The sequence below is a fragment of the Marisediminicola senii genome (assembly GCF_011057645.1).
Taxonomy (GTDB): domain Bacteria; phylum Actinomycetota; class Actinomycetes; order Actinomycetales; family Microbacteriaceae; genus Marisediminicola; species Marisediminicola senii.
In genome coordinates this window covers 17,975-31,765 of record NZ_JAALGE010000038.1, presented here as the reverse complement: position 1 = coordinate 31,765, position 13,791 = coordinate 17,975, and the positions used below count along the sequence as shown (strand labels likewise).

Here is a 13,791-nt window from a genome sequence, read left to right as displayed (position 1 = left end):
CGACATCGTTCAGGACCGGTTTCCGGCCCGGGTGCCCGTCTCTTGAAAAACCGAGCGCGGGCATGATCCGGTCGTCAAGATGAACGTAAAGTGTGGTCAGGAGGGTGTTGAGGTCGGTTTTCACACACAGGGTTTAACACCCTCCGCCAACGATTAACAGCGACCACGCGGGGCTATCCCGATCGGGACATCGCACCGGCCACAGCGAGACCAATTAGGACTCACTCATCTAGGCCCACCGCGAAGTTGTCTAGGCCGACGAACTCCCATGGTCTGTTGAGCGTTGCTGACCCCACTGCGCTGACGCTCATTCGAAAGAGCTGCAACATCGGATACAGCGAGAGCACGGCCAGGAAGATCGCTGCGGGAAGGGCGAACATCAGCTGAGCTCGCCTGCTGTTCGGTGCCCTCTTCTTCTTGCGCGGAGCGCCGCCTCCGTCCTGACGCGTCGACCTCACAGCCGCGGCCGGTCGGTCATCGCGAGTGGTGGTCATTGCAGATCACCGGCCGAGCAGTGGAGTGAGCGTGTCGATCAGCTCGTCAGCGGCATCGCTGGGTGATGTCTGCCCCGAGATGACGGCGCTCCACGTCTGTCCGACGCTGAGCTGCTGGTCGGCGACGCTCTCCGCCGGTACCGCCGTCGAGGGGTAGTTCGCCCCGAGGTCAGTGATGGACGAAGCGAACGCAGCCAGGATCGGGTCGGCGGCGATGGCGTCGTCGTCTGCGGCATCGGCTCGACTGGGCAGGCTGCCCGCCGTGGTCAAGGCGATCTGCTGCCCTTCCGGGCTGAAGTACGTCTCTTCGAGGTAGTTCCACGCGACGTCGGGGTTTTCGCTGAATGCCCCGATTCCCTGGCCCTCGCCGCCGAGGTACACCTGTCCGTCGTCACCGAGCGGCATGGGCACGACTCCGTATTCGAAGTCTGCAGCGTCGTCCACCGCACCCAATTGCCAGTTCCCGTTCTCCGCGAATGCGACGTTGCCGGCGGCCCAGGTCTGGAAGGGAACCGTCTGGTCCCACGTCGCGGCCTCTTTGCTCAGGGCACCGGTCTCGGTCCATTCCTGAACCATGGTGAACGCTTCTTCGAGTGGCTCGGCCTGTGGATCGGCGTAGTCGAAACCGAAGCTCGTCAGCCAGGGGTAGGCCTGCCACTCACCCTGGGATTGGGGTCGACCGGACAGCGTGATTCCCTGCTTGCCCGCCGCGACCGCCGCATCCATTGCGTCGTTGAGCTCGTCCATCGTCGTCGGTGGCTCGACCCCGATCTCCGCCAGAAGATCAGAATTATACCACAGGCCGAGAAGGCTGACATAACCCTGCGCGGCGTACGTCTCCTCTTCGACGATGTGAACGACCGACTCGGGCAACTGGTCCTTGTCAGCGAAGCCGTCCCACTGTTCGGTCATCGGGGCGAGAGCGCCCCCGAGGGCAAGAATGCTCGCCTCTGCGCCGTTGAACACCACCACGTCAGGGCCCGTTTGGGCACCAGCGGAGGAGATCAGTTTCGAGTTCAGCTGGTCGTAAGGCACGTAGACGTTCTCGACTGTGACGCCGTCGTTGTTCTCCTCGAACATCGTCTTGTACTGGTCAAGAACGTCAAGCTGCTCGTCCTGCGTGGCGTAGTGCCACACGGTCAGGGTGACGGGGCCGCCGGAGTCGGCCGGCGAGTCGGAGTCTCCGGCCGGGGCGCAGGCGGTGAGCACTAGAGCGCTCGTTACCGCCAGGGCCGAAATCGAGACAAGCGATCGCGTGGGACCGAACGAGCGTCGCGTGGATGTTTTCGCTGAGAAGTGATGCACCAGAACCCTGCCTTCATCGTCGTTGATGGGTGGATGCCCGTCGCCCAGTTCGAAGACACGAAACTCAGCGAAAAGCTTTTCAGAAGTTATCAGGCGCTTTTGTTGGGGTCAAGCAGGTAATCTCTCAATCCATACCGAAACGAACGGGAACCCATGACGCATGCTGAACCGGAACCCCGACTTTCGCGCAGCCCCACGCTGAAAGACGTTGCGCAGCTTGCTGGCGTCTCCGTCGCGACTGCATCGAAGGCACTGAGTGGCGGGTACCCGGTCAGCGCGCAAACTCGCTCTCGGGTGATGGACGCCGCACAACGAATCTCCTTCACCCCGAACGTTCTCGCCCAGGGGCTGCTTAGCGGTCAGACGGGAACAGTCGGACTGATTACCGGAGAGCTGGACGGCAGGTTCAGCATTCCTATCCTGATGGGCGCTGAAGACGCGTTCGGCACCGGGAACGTATCCATCTTTCTCTGCGATGCCCGCGCCGATTCGATCCGCGAGCAGTTCCACCTCCGCGCCCTGCTGAGCAGACGAGTCGACGGACTCATCGTGGTCGGCAGCAAAACAAATCCCCGCGCGTCACTTGGCCAGAACATCCCGGTTCCCGTGGTCTACGCCTACGCGCCGTCCGACGACGCGCGGGATATCTCAGTAGTCCCCGACAACGTGCAGGCGGGCTTCGACGCAGCCGAACACCTCGTGAGATCGGGGAGGAAGAATATTCTCCACATCGCTGGCGACGAGGATTACGCCGCCTCGATAGACCGCGCCGCCGGCATAACCGCCGCCTTGAACAGCCACAACCTGGGTTTGGTCGGCAACAGCCCATGGTTCGGTGCATGGACCGAAGAGTGGGGTCGGCTTGCGACCGCGCAACTGCTGGCCAGTCACCACGCCGTCGACGCCATATTGTGCGGGAGCGACCAGATCGCTCGCGGTGTGATGGACATCCTCCGCGAGTCCGGCATTGACATCCCTGCCCAGGTGGCCGTTATGGGATTCGACAACCGGGAGATTTTTACCCTCGCCTCACGACCACCATTGTCCAGCGTCGACATGAACCTGGAATCGCTGGGGAAGATGGCCGCGAAACGACTGGTCGAGGCGATCGCCGGAAACACCGTCCAGGGGATAGAAAGTCTCCCCTGCCGCGTGGTGGCCAGGGAGTCTACGGACGGCTCGCCTTTGGCGCGGTGATTGCGTCGAGGTCGGCGAACGGTGCCTGTAAATCTCGCCTACCCCCTCAATCGAGTCGCGCTAATTCAATGCACGCCGCCACCGCCGACGACTACGCCGTCAGGCGAACGGCAGCGTCTCCTGCATCAGCCGCGACCGGATCATGAACCGCACGCCCTCGGGAGCCTCGACCGAGAAGCCACTTCCGCGACCCTTCACCACGTCGACGGTCAGGTGGGTGTGGCTCCAGTACTGGAACTGCTCTCGCGACATCCAGAACTCGATGGTCTTCGGGTCGGCCGAACCAGCCCCGGTATCGCCGATGTCGAACACCCCGAGCAGCACGTCGCTGTCGGAGGTGAGGAAATCACCGGCCGGGTAGCACATCGGGGAGCTGCCGTCGCAGCAGCCCCCCGACTGATGGAACATCAGCGGCCCGTACTGGTCCCACAGCTGTCGAAGCAGGGTGACACTGGTGTCGCTGAGCGACACCCGCGACATGGTTTCGTCAGGAATGGTGACCGTTGCCTCGAGCACGTGTGCCTTCTCTCTTCTGCGCTGGCGACTTAGAAGAAGCCGAGCGCGTTCTCCGAATACGAGACGAGCATGTTCTTCGTCTGCTGGTAGTGGTCGAGCGCCAGCTTGTTGTTCTCGCGGCCGATGCCCGAGCTCTTGTAGCCGCCGAACGATGCCCCCGCCGGGTATGCGTGGTAGTTGTTGATCCACACCCGCCCGGCCTGGATGTCGCGCCCCGCCCGGTAGGCGACGTTGCCGTTGCGCGACCAGACGCCGGCACCGAGCCCATAGAGCGTGTCGTTCGCGATCGAGATGGCGTCGTCGTAGTCCTCGAACGAGGTGACCGCCACCACCGGCCCGAAGATCTCCTCCTGAAAGAGGCGCATCTTGTTGTGGCCCTCGAAGATCGTCGGCTGCACGTAATACCCCTCGGAGAGGTCGCCGCCGAGGTCGGCGCGCTCACCGCCGAGACGCACCTTCGCGCCCTCCTGCTTGCCGATGTCGATGTAGCTCAGGATCTTCTCGAGCTGGTCATTGGATGCCTGTGCCCCGACCTGCGTGTCGGTGTCGAGGGGATTGCCCTGAATGGCCTTGGCGGTGCGCGCCGTCACCGTCTCGAGGAACGAGTCGTAGATGGGCTTGTGGATGAGCGCGCGGCTGGGCGCCGTGCACACCTCCCCCTGGTTGAAGGCGAAGAGAGTGAAGCCCTCCTGGGCCTTGTCGTAGAACGCGTCGTTCTCGTCGGCGACGTCCTTGAAGAAGATGTTCGGCGACTTGCCGCCGAGCTCGAGCGTGACCGGGATGAGGTTGGCGCTGGCGTACTGCGAGATGAGCCGGCCGGTGCTGGTCTCGCCCGTGAACGCGATCTTGCGGATGCGTGGGCTCGACGCGAGCGGCTTGCCCGCTTCGACCCCGAACCCGTTGACGATGTTCAGCACGCCGGCGGGCAGGATGTCGCCGATGAGCTCGATCAGCACGAGGATCGACACGGGGGTCTGTTCTGCGGGCTTCAGCACGACCGCATTGCCTGCGGCGAGCGCGGGGGCGAGCTTCCACACCGCCATCAGGATGGGGAAGTTCCAGGGGATGATCTGCCCGACGACCCCCAGCGGCTCCTGAAAGTGGTACGCGACGGTGTCGTTGTCGAGCTGCGCGTGGTCGTCGTCCTGAGCGCGGATCGCCGCGGCGAAGTAGCGAAAGTGGTCGGCCGCGAGCGGGAGGTCGGCGTTGAGCGTCTCCCGGATCGCCTTGCCGTTCTCCCACGTCTCGGCCACGGCGAGCAGCTCGAGGTTCGCGTCGATCACGTCGGCGATCCGGTTCAGCACAGCTGCGCGCTCGGTCACGGAGGTCTTGCCCCACGCCGGCGCGGCCTTGTGCGCAGCATCCAATGCTGCATCGATGTCTTCGGCGGTGCCGCGCCCGACCTCGGCGAATGGCTTGCCGTTCACCGGCGAGATGTCTTCGAAGTAGTTGCCCTTGACGGGCTTGATCCACTCGCCCCCGATCCAGTGCTCGTAGCGGGGCTTGAAGGTGACTTTCGCGCCATCGGTTCCCGGGGCTGCGTAAATGGTCATGTGTATCCCTTTCGACATCATTGTCGTGTGCGGCCCGAATCGGGCCGCCCATGCATGCTACGCGCCATGCATGGGCGTAAACGGTATCGGCATCCCCCCGTTCGAGGTTGTTCCGGCTAGGGCGTGAGGTAGCCCAGCGAGTGCTCCCACAGGCGCTCCGCCGCCTCGGGGTCGACGGCGTGCGGAACGACGCCGTGCAACCCGTCGGTGATGCGCGGCACGACCTGCGCCGGCCGGCAGTCCTCCCAGTAGGCGGGCGCTCCCGGGCCGAGGGCCGCGCGCGTTGCGGCGAACACCGTGGTGGCGGCTCCCTGCTCGACCGTCTTCACGCCCTCGACGTACTGGCGCTTCATGTCGGCGAGCACAGCCGGATCCCACCACCGCTGCAGGCCGGTCCAGATGCCGCCCGGCATGACCGCCGTGGCGGCGATACCGTCGTCGGCCCAGCGGCGCGTCGCCTCGAGCGCGAACAGCACGTTCGCCGTCTTCGACTGCCCGTAGGCGAGCCCTGAATCGTAGGCGTCCCGGCGAAAGTCGATGTCGTCGAAACGGATGCCACTTGCCGCATGCCCGCTCGACGAGAGCGCGATGATGCGCGCTCCCCCGGCGTCGGCGAGCGCACCGCGAAGGCCGACCGCGAGCGCGAAATGACCCACGTGGTTGACACCGAACTGCAGCTCGCGGCCGTCACCCGTTCGCAACTCGGGGGTGTGCATCACGCCGGCATTGGCGACGAGAATGTGCAGCGGCCCCGCCCAGGAGTCGACGGCCCGGTGCACCGATCCGAGGTCGGCGAGGTCGAGCTGCATTACGCGCACCTGGCCGGCGCCGGTGGTTCGTCGAATGTCGTCGGCAGTTCGTTCCCCCGCCTCCGCGTCGCGCACGGCGAGCACGACACTCGCCCCGGCTGCTGCCAAGGCACGGGCAGTTTCGACTCCGATGCCGGAGCTCGCGCCGGTGACGAGTGCCGTCTGGCCGTGCAGGTCGATGCCGTCCACGACGTCGAGCGCGGTGGAATGAGCGTCGAATTCGGTGGTCATCAGCTGGGCCTCGTCGACAGGATTCCGCCGTCCACGTCGAGAACACTGCCGTGCATGAAGGCTGCCTCGCCGGAGACGAGCCACCGAACGGCGAACGCAATGTCGACGGGGCGCACCGGCCGCCCCGCGGGTGTGCCCGACGTCATCGCCGCGAGTGCATCGGCGCTGTCGGCGTTGCCCGGGGTGCTTGTCGCACCCGGCGCCACGGTCATGACGGTGATCCCGCGGGGTCCGAACTCGGCCGCCCACGTGCGGGTCATCTGTTCCACGGCAGCCTTCGAGGCGGTGTACGCAGCACCGAACGGTACGCCGACTCGCGACATCCATGAACCGATATTGATGACGGCGCCCTCGCCTCGCTCGGCCATCGCGGGTGCGAGTTCTGCGACGAGCACGTGCGGGGCTCGGATGTTCGTCGCCAGCAGGGCGTCGAGGTCGGCGTCGGAGAGGTCAGCGGTGGGCGAGACCGGGTAGATGCCCGCATTGTTCACGAGGATGTCGATGCGTCCGCCGGCGATGGCCGTCGCCTCCGTAGCGAGGGCGCGGATGTCGGCGTAGGAGCCTCCGAGGTCGGCGGTGACGGCGTGGGCCTGACCACCCGCATCGGCGATGGACCGGGCGACCGCGTCGGCCCGGTCCGCGTCTCGGCCGCTCACGACGACGGTGGCTCCGGACGCGGCGAGCACGCGGGCGATCGCCTCCCCGATGCCGCTGGTCGAGCCGGTGATGAGCGCCGTGCGCGCGTCGAGGCGGGAATCGCGGGCGAGGATGTCGAGTTCTTCGATGTTGGACTTCATAGTCCAGTTATAGCAGTCGGTGGACCGTTCGGTCCACCGCGGTAGGATCGGGGCATGGAGGAGAAGAGGATCACCGATCGCGGCCGGGCCACCCGGCAGCGCATCATCGAGGCGACCGGCGAGCAGATACTGGCGTCGGGTATCGGCGGAACCACCCTCGACACCGTGCGCGCGGCGACCCTCACGAGCAAGAGCCAGCTCTTCCACTACTTTCCCGGCGGCAAGGCCGAGCTCATGCGCGAGGTCGCACAATGGGAGGCATCCCAGTTGATGGCGGCCCAGCAGCCGCACCTGAACGACCTCGGCACCTGGGAATCCTGGACCGCCTGGCGGGAGGCCCTCGTCGACTATTACCTCGGTCTCGGCCGCTGGGCATGCCCGATCGGGTCACTCGCGACACAGGCGGCAATGACCGATCCTGACCTCGAGGGCGTGATCGCCCAGAGCATGGACAGCTGGCGCGACGCCCTAGCCTCCGGGGTCATCAGGATGCAGGCTGCCGGCCACGTTCACCCGGGCGCCGACCCCGTTCGCATCGCGATCGTCATCCTCGCCGCCATCCAGGGCGGCCTGGTGATGAGCCAACCGCTCCGCGCCGCATGGCCCCTCGAAGCCGCGCTCGACTCCGCGCTCGATCCACTCCACAAGGCGGCGACCGACGGCACCGACCCGGCCTGAATCGACGTCGCTCAGCGCCCGGGTGCGGGGGTCAGGTTTGCTGCGGCCCACGTGCCCAATTGGTCGAGCACGGGCAGCAGTTCCTTCCCGCTCGGGGTGAGGGCATACGAGACGGCGATGGGTGGGCCGTCGGTCACGGTGCGGGTCACCAGGGTCGCGTCGGCGAGTTCGGTGAGGCGGTCGGAGAGCACCGCGTCGCTGATACCGGTCACGCTGCGCCGCAGGGCCGCGAACGACAGCGCGCCTCCCCCGAGCGTGGAGAGGATCATGCCGTTCCACCGCTTTCCCAGCACCGAGAAGGCCAGACTCACCGCGGCATCGCACACGTGAATATCCATGTGCTCGGGGGTCATGACTCGATTCTACCGTGCTAGCGTCGGCATACTCGCTATTAAAACCATAGCGACTCTGTTTACAAGATTGGATGACCCGTGACTCTGTTCCGCTTGGACGCCAGTATCTTCCCCGCCACCTCCGCCAGTCGTTCCCTCGCCGACCTCGTCGAAGAGCAGTGGACCAGTGTTCACGCCGACTCGGTCGTCACGCGACGCGACCTCGCCGGTGACCCCATTCCCGCCACCGCGTGGCAGAACGCGGTGAGCGCCGGGTTCGTTCCCGAGGCTGACCGCACACCCGACCAGCGCGACGCGGCAGCCCTCGCCGCCACGCTCGCCGACGAGCTGGTGAGTGCCGACGCTCTGCTGTTCGCCGTTCCGTTGTACAACTACGGCGTCTCGCAGCACTTCAAGGCGTGGTTCGACGTGGCATACACCGACCCGCGCATCAATCCGCAGGGCACTGCGCTGCGCGGCAAGCCCGCAACGCTGGTGACGGTGCTCGGGGGCAACTACGATCCCGGCACGCCCAAAGAAGGCTGGGACCACTCGACTCCGTGGTTGCGCCGCGTGCTCGCCGACGTGTGGGGACTCGATCTGCGCGTCGTGAGCCGCCCGTTCACGCTGGTGGGAGTGAACCCCGCCCTCGACGCGTTCGCGGAGCAGGCCGCCACGATCAAGGCCGACGCCGAAGACGGGGCACGCGAGTCGGGGCGTGAGCTCGCGAAGCGACGGCCGCGCACCAGCGCGGCCTGAATTTCAGGACTATTGCCTGCCCGCGTGATGGGCGTCGGTACAAGCAGGAAGCCGACGAGTATCACGACAGCGAACGCCTGGAACGGGGTGGCGGTATCTGCTGGTGACGTGACCCCGAGGTTGGCGACGCTGCAACCCCGGTGCCCACGAGTACCAGGAGGAAGGTGCCGACCGCTTCGACTGCAGCTGCGCGAACCAGGGTGACTCGGGTGCTGTGCGGTGATGGACGTCGGGTGGTGCGGGATGAAGTCATGAGCAGGGTTCTCCAGGGAGGAGTTGGAGTGGTGCGACGTGCGTGCGGATCAGATACCGGCGCGCACGTCGTTGATCAGGTCGAGGATCCAGGGGATGACGTCGCCGGCGGTGTCGACGGCGGTGAATGCGACCGCGAACAGCGGATAGACGGAGACGATGAGGCTGCTGGTGACGGCTGCGATCGCCGCGATCCACGACAGCGCGCCGTACTTCGAGAGGCCGGCCAGCGCCAGCAGCCCCAGCGCGAGCGCGTACCCACCGACGATCACCAGCGTGATGCGGCCGTAGGGAATCGCGATGACGGGGGCGAATGACGCGCTGCTGCCCACCAGGGCGAGCACGGGCAGGAGGACGACGACCAGGACCCCCACGACCCCGAACACTCCCGCGCCCAACGCGAACCACACGCCTCTGTTGCGTCGGCGGTAGACGTCTCGCGCAAGCCAGCTCATCGAATGTTCTCCTCCAGGTCATGGGCCCGATTCGAGCGAGGGTCATCCGGCGCGATGCCGTGTCCCTTGTGTCTGTCCTGTTGTAAGTCGTGGCTCGGGGCGGAATCGTCACAAAATCGCGCGATCGGTTCCGTTCCCGCCGTGCCGCGGCAGGTTCGCGGTACCCGACAGCGGGCAGGAGACGGTCGTCGACGCGCTGTATATTGAGGGCCTCTTCACCTACAGAGAAGTACTGCTACTCCGGGTCCACCGACCGGGAAACATCTGCTCCCCGCGCGTCTCCACCCGGGCGCCCGAGTGTGTCCCTTCCCGCCGGACCGAAAGTGCCTGCAATGTCGCAAACCCGCATCCGTGATTTCCACCCCGACGACATCGACGCAATCCTGCATCTCTGGGAGGAGATGCGGGTGTCGCAGGTCGAGCCCGTCTACGGCCTGTCCGAAGTGCTCGCCTCCTGCCAGCAGGACCACGCCGTGGTCGCCGTCCACAACGACGTGGTGATCGGGGCCGCGGTCGGTCGAGCCGCGCACGCACAGGGGTGGATCGTCTTCCTGTCGACTGCGTCAGAACACCGGGGCCGAGGTATCGGAGGCAGACTGCTCGCGGCGCTCGAAAAGCGGATGGCTCCGTTGGGCCTGTCAAAACTGTCGGTTCTGCTGCCTGAAACGGCCACCCGGCTCGACGCGTTCAGCGAGCAGGGTTTCGAGGCGAAGGCGAACCTGCGCTATTTCGAGCGTCGCATTCCCGTGCAGCGCAACGAACTGACGGCCTTGAACGAGCTCGGCGGGCGCATCCTTCCACGGGGCCTATGGGACGGCATCGGTGGGATGCAGCGCGAAAAGGACCTCCTCGAGAAACGCCTCGTGACCCCGCTCGCCCGTGCCGATCTCGCGGAACAGTTCGGTGTCGTCCCGCCGAGCGCCGTGGTGCTCTTCGGTCCTCCCGGCACGGGCAAGACCACGTTCGCGCGCGCCATCGCGTCGCGACTGGAATGGTCGTTCGTCGAGGTGTTCCCCTCCCGGCTGGCGTCGGACCCCAGCGGACTGGCGGGTGCACTGCGGGAGACATTCCTGAAGATCGCTGACCTCGAGCACGCGGTGGTCTTCATCGACGAGGTCGAAGAGATCGCGGTGCAGCGGGGCGGCGAACCCCCGTCTGCCATGCAGGGCGTCACTAACGAGCTGCTGAAGATCATCCCCACCTTCCGCGACCAGCCGAACCGCCTCCTGGTCTGCGCCACCAACTTCATCCGCTCCCTCGACTCCGCGTTCCTCCGACACGGACGCTTCGACTACGTCATTCCCATCGGGCTCCCCGACAGCGATGCCCGCACCTCGATCTGGTCCCGGTACATTCCCGCCCACGTACTGCCCGGCATCACGGTCACCGAACTCGTCGCCCGCACCGACGGGTTCTCCCCCGCCGACATCGAGTACGCCGCCCGCAAGGCATCCCAGGGCGCCCTCGAGAACGCGCTCGCGGCCGGTGCGGTCACCGAAGACTCGGGGCCGGCGACAGCCGACTACATCGAGGCCATCGCGGCGACCCGGGCTACTGTCTCCAACGATGTCGCCGACGCCTTCCTCGAAGACATCGGCTCGCTGGCCCGCCTCTAGCGGCCCGGGTGACGTGGCACAGCGAGCCCGCGACCGACCGGACCGCGCTCAAGCGCGGGCGTACGATGGCCGCGTGATGACTTCGTTCGTGCAGGTGATGCCCCTCGGGCGCTGGGAGGTCGCCGGCGAATACTTCGCCGGCGGCAGGTAGTCGCTTCCCACCGCGACCCCCCTTTCACCCCTTTCGATTTTGCGCACGACACCGGTGCGCGAACATCACATCACCAGGAGTTTCACCATGCTCGTTCTCAGCGACAAAGAAATCCGCGCGTCATTCGTCAATGCCTCGCGCAAGGAGATCGCCGACCTCACCCTGCCCGCCGGCTTCATCGACACCGACTGGGGCAGGCTGGACTACCTAGGCTGGCGCGACCCGAAGCGCGCAAGGCGGTCGTACGTGGTCATCCCCACTCCGGGAGGCCCCGTCGGCATCATGCTGCAGCAGCCAGAGGCAACCCCGCGCTCGCGCGCCCAGTGCTCGTGGTGCCGCGACATCACGCTTCCCAACGACGTGGTGATGTACTCGGCACGCCGCGCGGGCACGGCCGGGCGCAACGGCAACACCGTCGGCACCCTGCTGTGCGCGGATTTCGAGTGCTCCGCGAACGTGCGCAAGCTCCCGCCGTCGGCGTACATCGGGTTCGATCGGGAGGCTGCGCGCGAAGAGCGGATCGCGACACTCCAGGTGATCTCTGCCGCCTTCGCGGCCACGGTGCAGGATGCATCGTGAGGTGCTGCCGCGCAATTCGCACTCCGCCACGGATCGAGCACACAGTACTCACGTGGCTCGCCGCTCCCGCTTCCGCTCGTGAACGGGGGCGACGGACGGGTCGAAGTCAACCTCCGCTATCGGCCGCTCACCGAGGGCGAGATCTGCTGAATCAGCCCGGTGAGGCGCGCGAGCAGGTCGGTGAGGTCGCGCTCCTCTGCGCCGAGGGCTGCCACCACCTGGGGCGGAACGGCGATCGCCTGGGCGCGCAGTTCGCGGCCCGAGGTCGTCAGCCGCACCGCGAGGTTTCGCTCGTCGTCAACCGAACGCTGGCGGGTGATGAACCCCGCCGCCTCCAATCGCTTGAGCAGCGGCGACAGGGTAGGGGGCTCCAGGCGCAGGGCATTCGCCAGCTCTGAGAGGCTGCGGGGTTCCTTCTCCCACAGCGCCAGCATGACGAGGTACTGCGGGTGGGTGAGGCCGAGCGGTTTGAGCACTGGGGTGTAAGCGCCGACGACGAGCCTCGAGGCGACCGACAAAGCGAAGCACACCTGCTGGTCCAGACTGAGGGGGTCGTCGATCGTGACGTCGCTGTCTGGGCGTTCACCGGGTTCAGGAGCCATAATGCATAGTACCCTAATGGTTATGACACGTAAGAAGCGGCGAGAGAACGCGGCACAGTCGTCTGAGCCCGACCAGACGCCGCCCTCGATGAACCCCTACGACGGCAAGACCGGTTTCTTCAACAACCTGAACCGCATCACCTACAAGTACGCGGGACCCGCCCAGGTCGGGATCGGCCGCCCCGAGGCGCCGTACGCGCCGCAGGTCGATCCGCGGTGCCCCCTCTGCAACCAGCGCATGGATCTGCACCGCATCGACAGCACCCCGGCGCGCACCCACTACCGCTGCCCCGACCCTGCGGCATCCTGACCGTATTCATCACCGGACGACGAGCTCGTCGCACCGCCGCGATGAGTGCATTACGTCCCGGTGCTCTCGCGCACGACCAGTTCGGGCTGGAAGACCACCGCGCGCGGCTCGAGCGCGGGATCCGACGTCTCCTCCATGAGGATGTCGACAGCGGTCTGTCCGATGAGCGCGCTGGGCTGACGCACCGATGACAACGGAACGACCGCGGCCCGCGCGAAATCGATGTCGTCATACCCGACGAGTGCAATGTCGCGCGGAACGCTGATGTCAGTCGATCCCCGCATGGTGAGGGCCTGCAGAATGCCCATCGCCACGAGGTCGTTCGCAGCGAAGACGGCATCCGGTCGATCGGCGGCCGGGCGTGCGGCTATCGCCTCTCCCGCGCTCCGTCCAGCCAGCACGGTGAGGGCGGGCACTTCGATGATCTCGAGGGAGACTCCGGATGCCGCGGCCACCGCCATCTCGGCTCCGCGGCGACGTTCCCACACCTGGCGAATCTCGAACGGGCCCCCGACGAAAGCGATGCGGCGACGCCCGGTGGCGATGAGGTGCCCGACCGCGAGCGAACCGCCAGCGACGTCATCCACCGACACCGAACTGAACCGCGCGTCCTCGCTCTGACGATCGACGAGCACGGCCCGCGTTCCCCGCTGTCGCAGGGTTTCGAGGCGCGCGGTGACGTCGCCGAACGGCGAGATGAGAACCCCGCGAACGCGCTGCTCCTCGAAGACGTCGAGGTAGGTGGACTCGCGGGCGACGTCCTCACCGCTGTTTCCGAGCATGACCACGAGTCCGGAGTCCGCCGCACGGTCCTCCGCTCCCCTGGCCAGGTCGGTGAAGAACGGGTTGCGAGAGTCCAACACGATCAGCCCTATGGTGCGGCTGTGGCCAGCACGAAGCTGCCTCGCCGCGTCGTTGCGCACGAAACCCAAGTCGGTGATCGCCGCGTGCACCCGTTCAGCCACCGCCGCTGAGACCTTGTCCGGGTGGTTCATCACGTTGGAGACGGTGCCGACGGATACGCCTGCCCGCGAGGCGACGTCACGAATGCTCGTCGCGGCCATGGGGTCCCGTTCTCTGCATCGATATGGGGAGTGAACCGTTCCATACTGTCAGACCGCCCGACACCGGGCGCGAGGTTTGCGAGATGGATGC

General features: G+C 66.3%; 16 protein-coding genes and 1 pseudogene. 6 read left to right on the top strand and 11 right to left on the bottom strand.

The window, feature by feature from the left end:
* The 3 genes and pseudogenes from G5S38_RS16005 to G5S38_RS11690 form a co-directional block, all read right to left on the bottom strand.
* Window positions 1-124, bottom strand: a pseudogene (locus G5S38_RS16005) (IS982 family transposase); the annotation flags it as partial.
* A gap of 97 nt (window positions 125-221) precedes the next feature.
* Entirely contained in the window at window positions 222-494 is a 273-nt protein-coding gene (locus G5S38_RS11695) for a sugar ABC transporter permease (protein WP_165068800.1), read from the bottom strand.
* Between the two features lie 6 nt (window positions 495-500).
* Entirely contained in the window at window positions 501-1,703 is a 1,203-nt protein-coding gene (locus tag G5S38_RS11690) for a sugar ABC transporter substrate-binding protein (RefSeq protein ID WP_165068798.1), read from the bottom strand.
* A gap of 249 nt (window positions 1,704-1,952) precedes the next feature.
* Here G5S38_RS11690 and G5S38_RS11685 point away from each other — a divergent pair, with 249 nt between their 5' ends.
* Complete coding sequence (locus G5S38_RS11685; protein WP_165068795.1) at window positions 1,953-2,996, top strand: LacI family DNA-binding transcriptional regulator; 1,044 nt, start codon at window positions 1,953-1,955, stop codon at window positions 2,994-2,996.
* 99 nt (window positions 2,997-3,095) lie between these two features.
* On the opposite strand, the gene G5S38_RS11680 is transcribed toward G5S38_RS11685, so the two are convergent.
* From G5S38_RS11680 to G5S38_RS11665, 4 genes are all read right to left on the bottom strand, one after another.
* Complete coding sequence (locus G5S38_RS11680; protein WP_165068805.1) at window positions 3,096-3,476, bottom strand: DUF779 domain-containing protein; 381 nt, start codon at window positions 3,474-3,476, stop codon at window positions 3,096-3,098.
* A gap of 65 nt (window positions 3,477-3,541) precedes the next feature.
* Window positions 3,542-5,065: an acetaldehyde dehydrogenase ExaC gene (gene exaC / locus G5S38_RS11675; RefSeq protein ID WP_165068793.1), complete on the bottom strand. Its 1,524-nt coding sequence runs from the start codon at window positions 5,063-5,065 to the stop codon at window positions 3,542-3,544.
* Between the two features lie 116 nt (window positions 5,066-5,181).
* The gene (locus G5S38_RS11670) at window positions 5,182-6,105 is read right to left on the bottom strand and encodes an SDR family NAD(P)-dependent oxidoreductase (RefSeq protein ID WP_165068790.1); all 924 of its coding nucleotides are present in this window, start codon (window positions 6,103-6,105) and stop codon (window positions 5,182-5,184) included.
* Window positions 6,105-6,902, bottom strand: coding sequence for an SDR family NAD(P)-dependent oxidoreductase (locus tag G5S38_RS11665; RefSeq protein ID WP_165068787.1), 798 nt, complete (start codon window positions 6,900-6,902; stop codon window positions 6,105-6,107). The genes G5S38_RS11670 and G5S38_RS11665 overlap by 1 nt, the downstream gene beginning before the upstream one ends.
* 54 nt (window positions 6,903-6,956) lie before the next feature.
* Between G5S38_RS11665 and G5S38_RS11660 the strand changes: the two genes are divergently transcribed.
* Complete coding sequence (locus G5S38_RS11660; protein WP_165068785.1) at window positions 6,957-7,580, top strand: TetR/AcrR family transcriptional regulator; 624 nt, start codon at window positions 6,957-6,959, stop codon at window positions 7,578-7,580.
* Between the two features lie 11 nt (window positions 7,581-7,591).
* Here G5S38_RS11660 and G5S38_RS11655 read toward each other — a convergent pair whose 3' ends face one another.
* Complete coding sequence (locus tag G5S38_RS11655; protein WP_165068782.1) at window positions 7,592-7,933, bottom strand: winged helix-turn-helix transcriptional regulator; 342 nt, start codon at window positions 7,931-7,933, stop codon at window positions 7,592-7,594.
* Between the two features lie 78 nt (window positions 7,934-8,011).
* Between G5S38_RS11655 and G5S38_RS11650 the strand changes: the two genes are divergently transcribed.
* On the top strand, window positions 8,012-8,671 hold the full coding sequence (locus tag G5S38_RS11650) for an FMN-dependent NADH-azoreductase (RefSeq protein ID WP_165068780.1): 660 nt from the start codon (window positions 8,012-8,014) through the stop codon (window positions 8,669-8,671).
* A gap of 302 nt (window positions 8,672-8,973) precedes the next feature.
* Here the strand turns inward: G5S38_RS11650 and G5S38_RS11645 are convergent, their stop codons facing one another.
* Window positions 8,974-9,378, bottom strand: coding sequence for a hypothetical protein (locus tag G5S38_RS11645; RefSeq protein ID WP_165068777.1), 405 nt, complete (start codon window positions 9,376-9,378; stop codon window positions 8,974-8,976).
* A 332-nt stretch (window positions 9,379-9,710) separates the two neighbouring features.
* On the opposite strand from G5S38_RS11645, the gene G5S38_RS11640 reads away from it, so the two are divergent.
* Both G5S38_RS11640 and G5S38_RS11635 read left to right on the top strand, forming a co-directional pair.
* Entirely contained in the window at window positions 9,711-10,994 is a 1,284-nt protein-coding gene (locus G5S38_RS11640) for an ATP-binding protein (protein ID WP_165068774.1), read from the top strand.
* Between the two features lie 238 nt (window positions 10,995-11,232).
* Window positions 11,233-11,724, top strand: coding sequence for an FBP domain-containing protein (locus tag G5S38_RS11635; RefSeq protein ID WP_165068772.1), 492 nt, complete (start codon window positions 11,233-11,235; stop codon window positions 11,722-11,724).
* A 116-nt stretch (window positions 11,725-11,840) separates the two neighbouring features.
* Here the strand turns inward: G5S38_RS11635 and G5S38_RS11630 are convergent, their stop codons facing one another.
* On the bottom strand, window positions 11,841-12,326 hold the full coding sequence (locus G5S38_RS11630; RefSeq protein ID WP_165068769.1) for a MarR family winged helix-turn-helix transcriptional regulator: 486 nt from the start codon (window positions 12,324-12,326) through the stop codon (window positions 11,841-11,843).
* Window positions 12,327-12,348: 22 nt separating this feature from the next.
* On the opposite strand from G5S38_RS11630, the gene G5S38_RS11625 reads away from it, so the two are divergent.
* Window positions 12,349-12,636 carry a hypothetical protein gene (locus G5S38_RS11625; RefSeq protein ID WP_165068767.1) on the top strand — a complete coding sequence of 96 codons (288 nt, stop codon included), beginning with the start codon at window positions 12,349-12,351 and terminating at the stop codon, window positions 12,634-12,636.
* 50 nt (window positions 12,637-12,686) lie between these two features.
* Here G5S38_RS11625 and G5S38_RS11620 read toward each other — a convergent pair whose 3' ends face one another.
* Window positions 12,687-13,700, bottom strand: a complete 1,014-nt coding sequence (locus G5S38_RS11620) for a LacI family DNA-binding transcriptional regulator (RefSeq protein ID WP_165068764.1) — start codon at window positions 13,698-13,700, stop codon at window positions 12,687-12,689.
* Between the last annotated feature and the right edge of the window lie 91 nt (window positions 13,701-13,791).

Coding starts and splice junctions, on each gene's coding strand:
- G5S38_RS11680 (WP_165068805.1), bottom strand. CDS start 3,476: ATGTCGCGGGTGTCGCTCAGCGACACCAGTGTCACCCTGCTTCGACAG.
- G5S38_RS11645 (WP_165068777.1), bottom strand. CDS start 9,378: ATGAGCTGGCTTGCGCGAGACGTCTACCGCCGACGCAACAGAGGCGTG.
- exaC (WP_165068793.1), bottom strand. CDS start 5,065: ATGACCATTTACGCAGCCCCGGGAACCGATGGCGCGAAAGTCACCTTC.
- G5S38_RS11635 (WP_165068772.1), top strand. CDS start 11,233: ATGCTCGTTCTCAGCGACAAAGAAATCCGCGCGTCATTCGTCAATGCC.
- G5S38_RS11670 (WP_165068790.1), bottom strand. CDS start 6,105: ATGACCACCGAATTCGACGCTCATTCCACCGCGCTCGACGTCGTGGAC.
- G5S38_RS11660 (WP_165068785.1), top strand. CDS start 6,957: ATGGAGGAGAAGAGGATCACCGATCGCGGCCGGGCCACCCGGCAGCGC.
- G5S38_RS11620 (WP_165068764.1), bottom strand. CDS start 13,700: ATGGCCGCGACGAGCATTCGTGACGTCGCCTCGCGGGCAGGCGTATCC.
- G5S38_RS11640 (WP_165068774.1), top strand. CDS start 9,711: ATGTCGCAAACCCGCATCCGTGATTTCCACCCCGACGACATCGACGCA.
- G5S38_RS11695 (WP_165068800.1), bottom strand. CDS start 494: ATGACCACCACTCGCGATGACCGACCGGCCGCGGCTGTGAGGTCGACG.
- G5S38_RS11655 (WP_165068782.1), bottom strand. CDS start 7,933: ATGACCCCCGAGCACATGGATATTCACGTGTGCGATGCCGCGGTGAGT.
- G5S38_RS11685 (WP_165068795.1), top strand. CDS start 1,953: ATGACGCATGCTGAACCGGAACCCCGACTTTCGCGCAGCCCCACGCTG.
- G5S38_RS11665 (WP_165068787.1), bottom strand. CDS start 6,902: ATGAAGTCCAACATCGAAGAACTCGACATCCTCGCCCGCGATTCCCGC.
- G5S38_RS11630 (WP_165068769.1), bottom strand. CDS start 12,326: ATGGCTCCTGAACCCGGTGAACGCCCAGACAGCGACGTCACGATCGAC.
- G5S38_RS11625 (WP_165068767.1), top strand. CDS start 12,349: ATGACACGTAAGAAGCGGCGAGAGAACGCGGCACAGTCGTCTGAGCCC.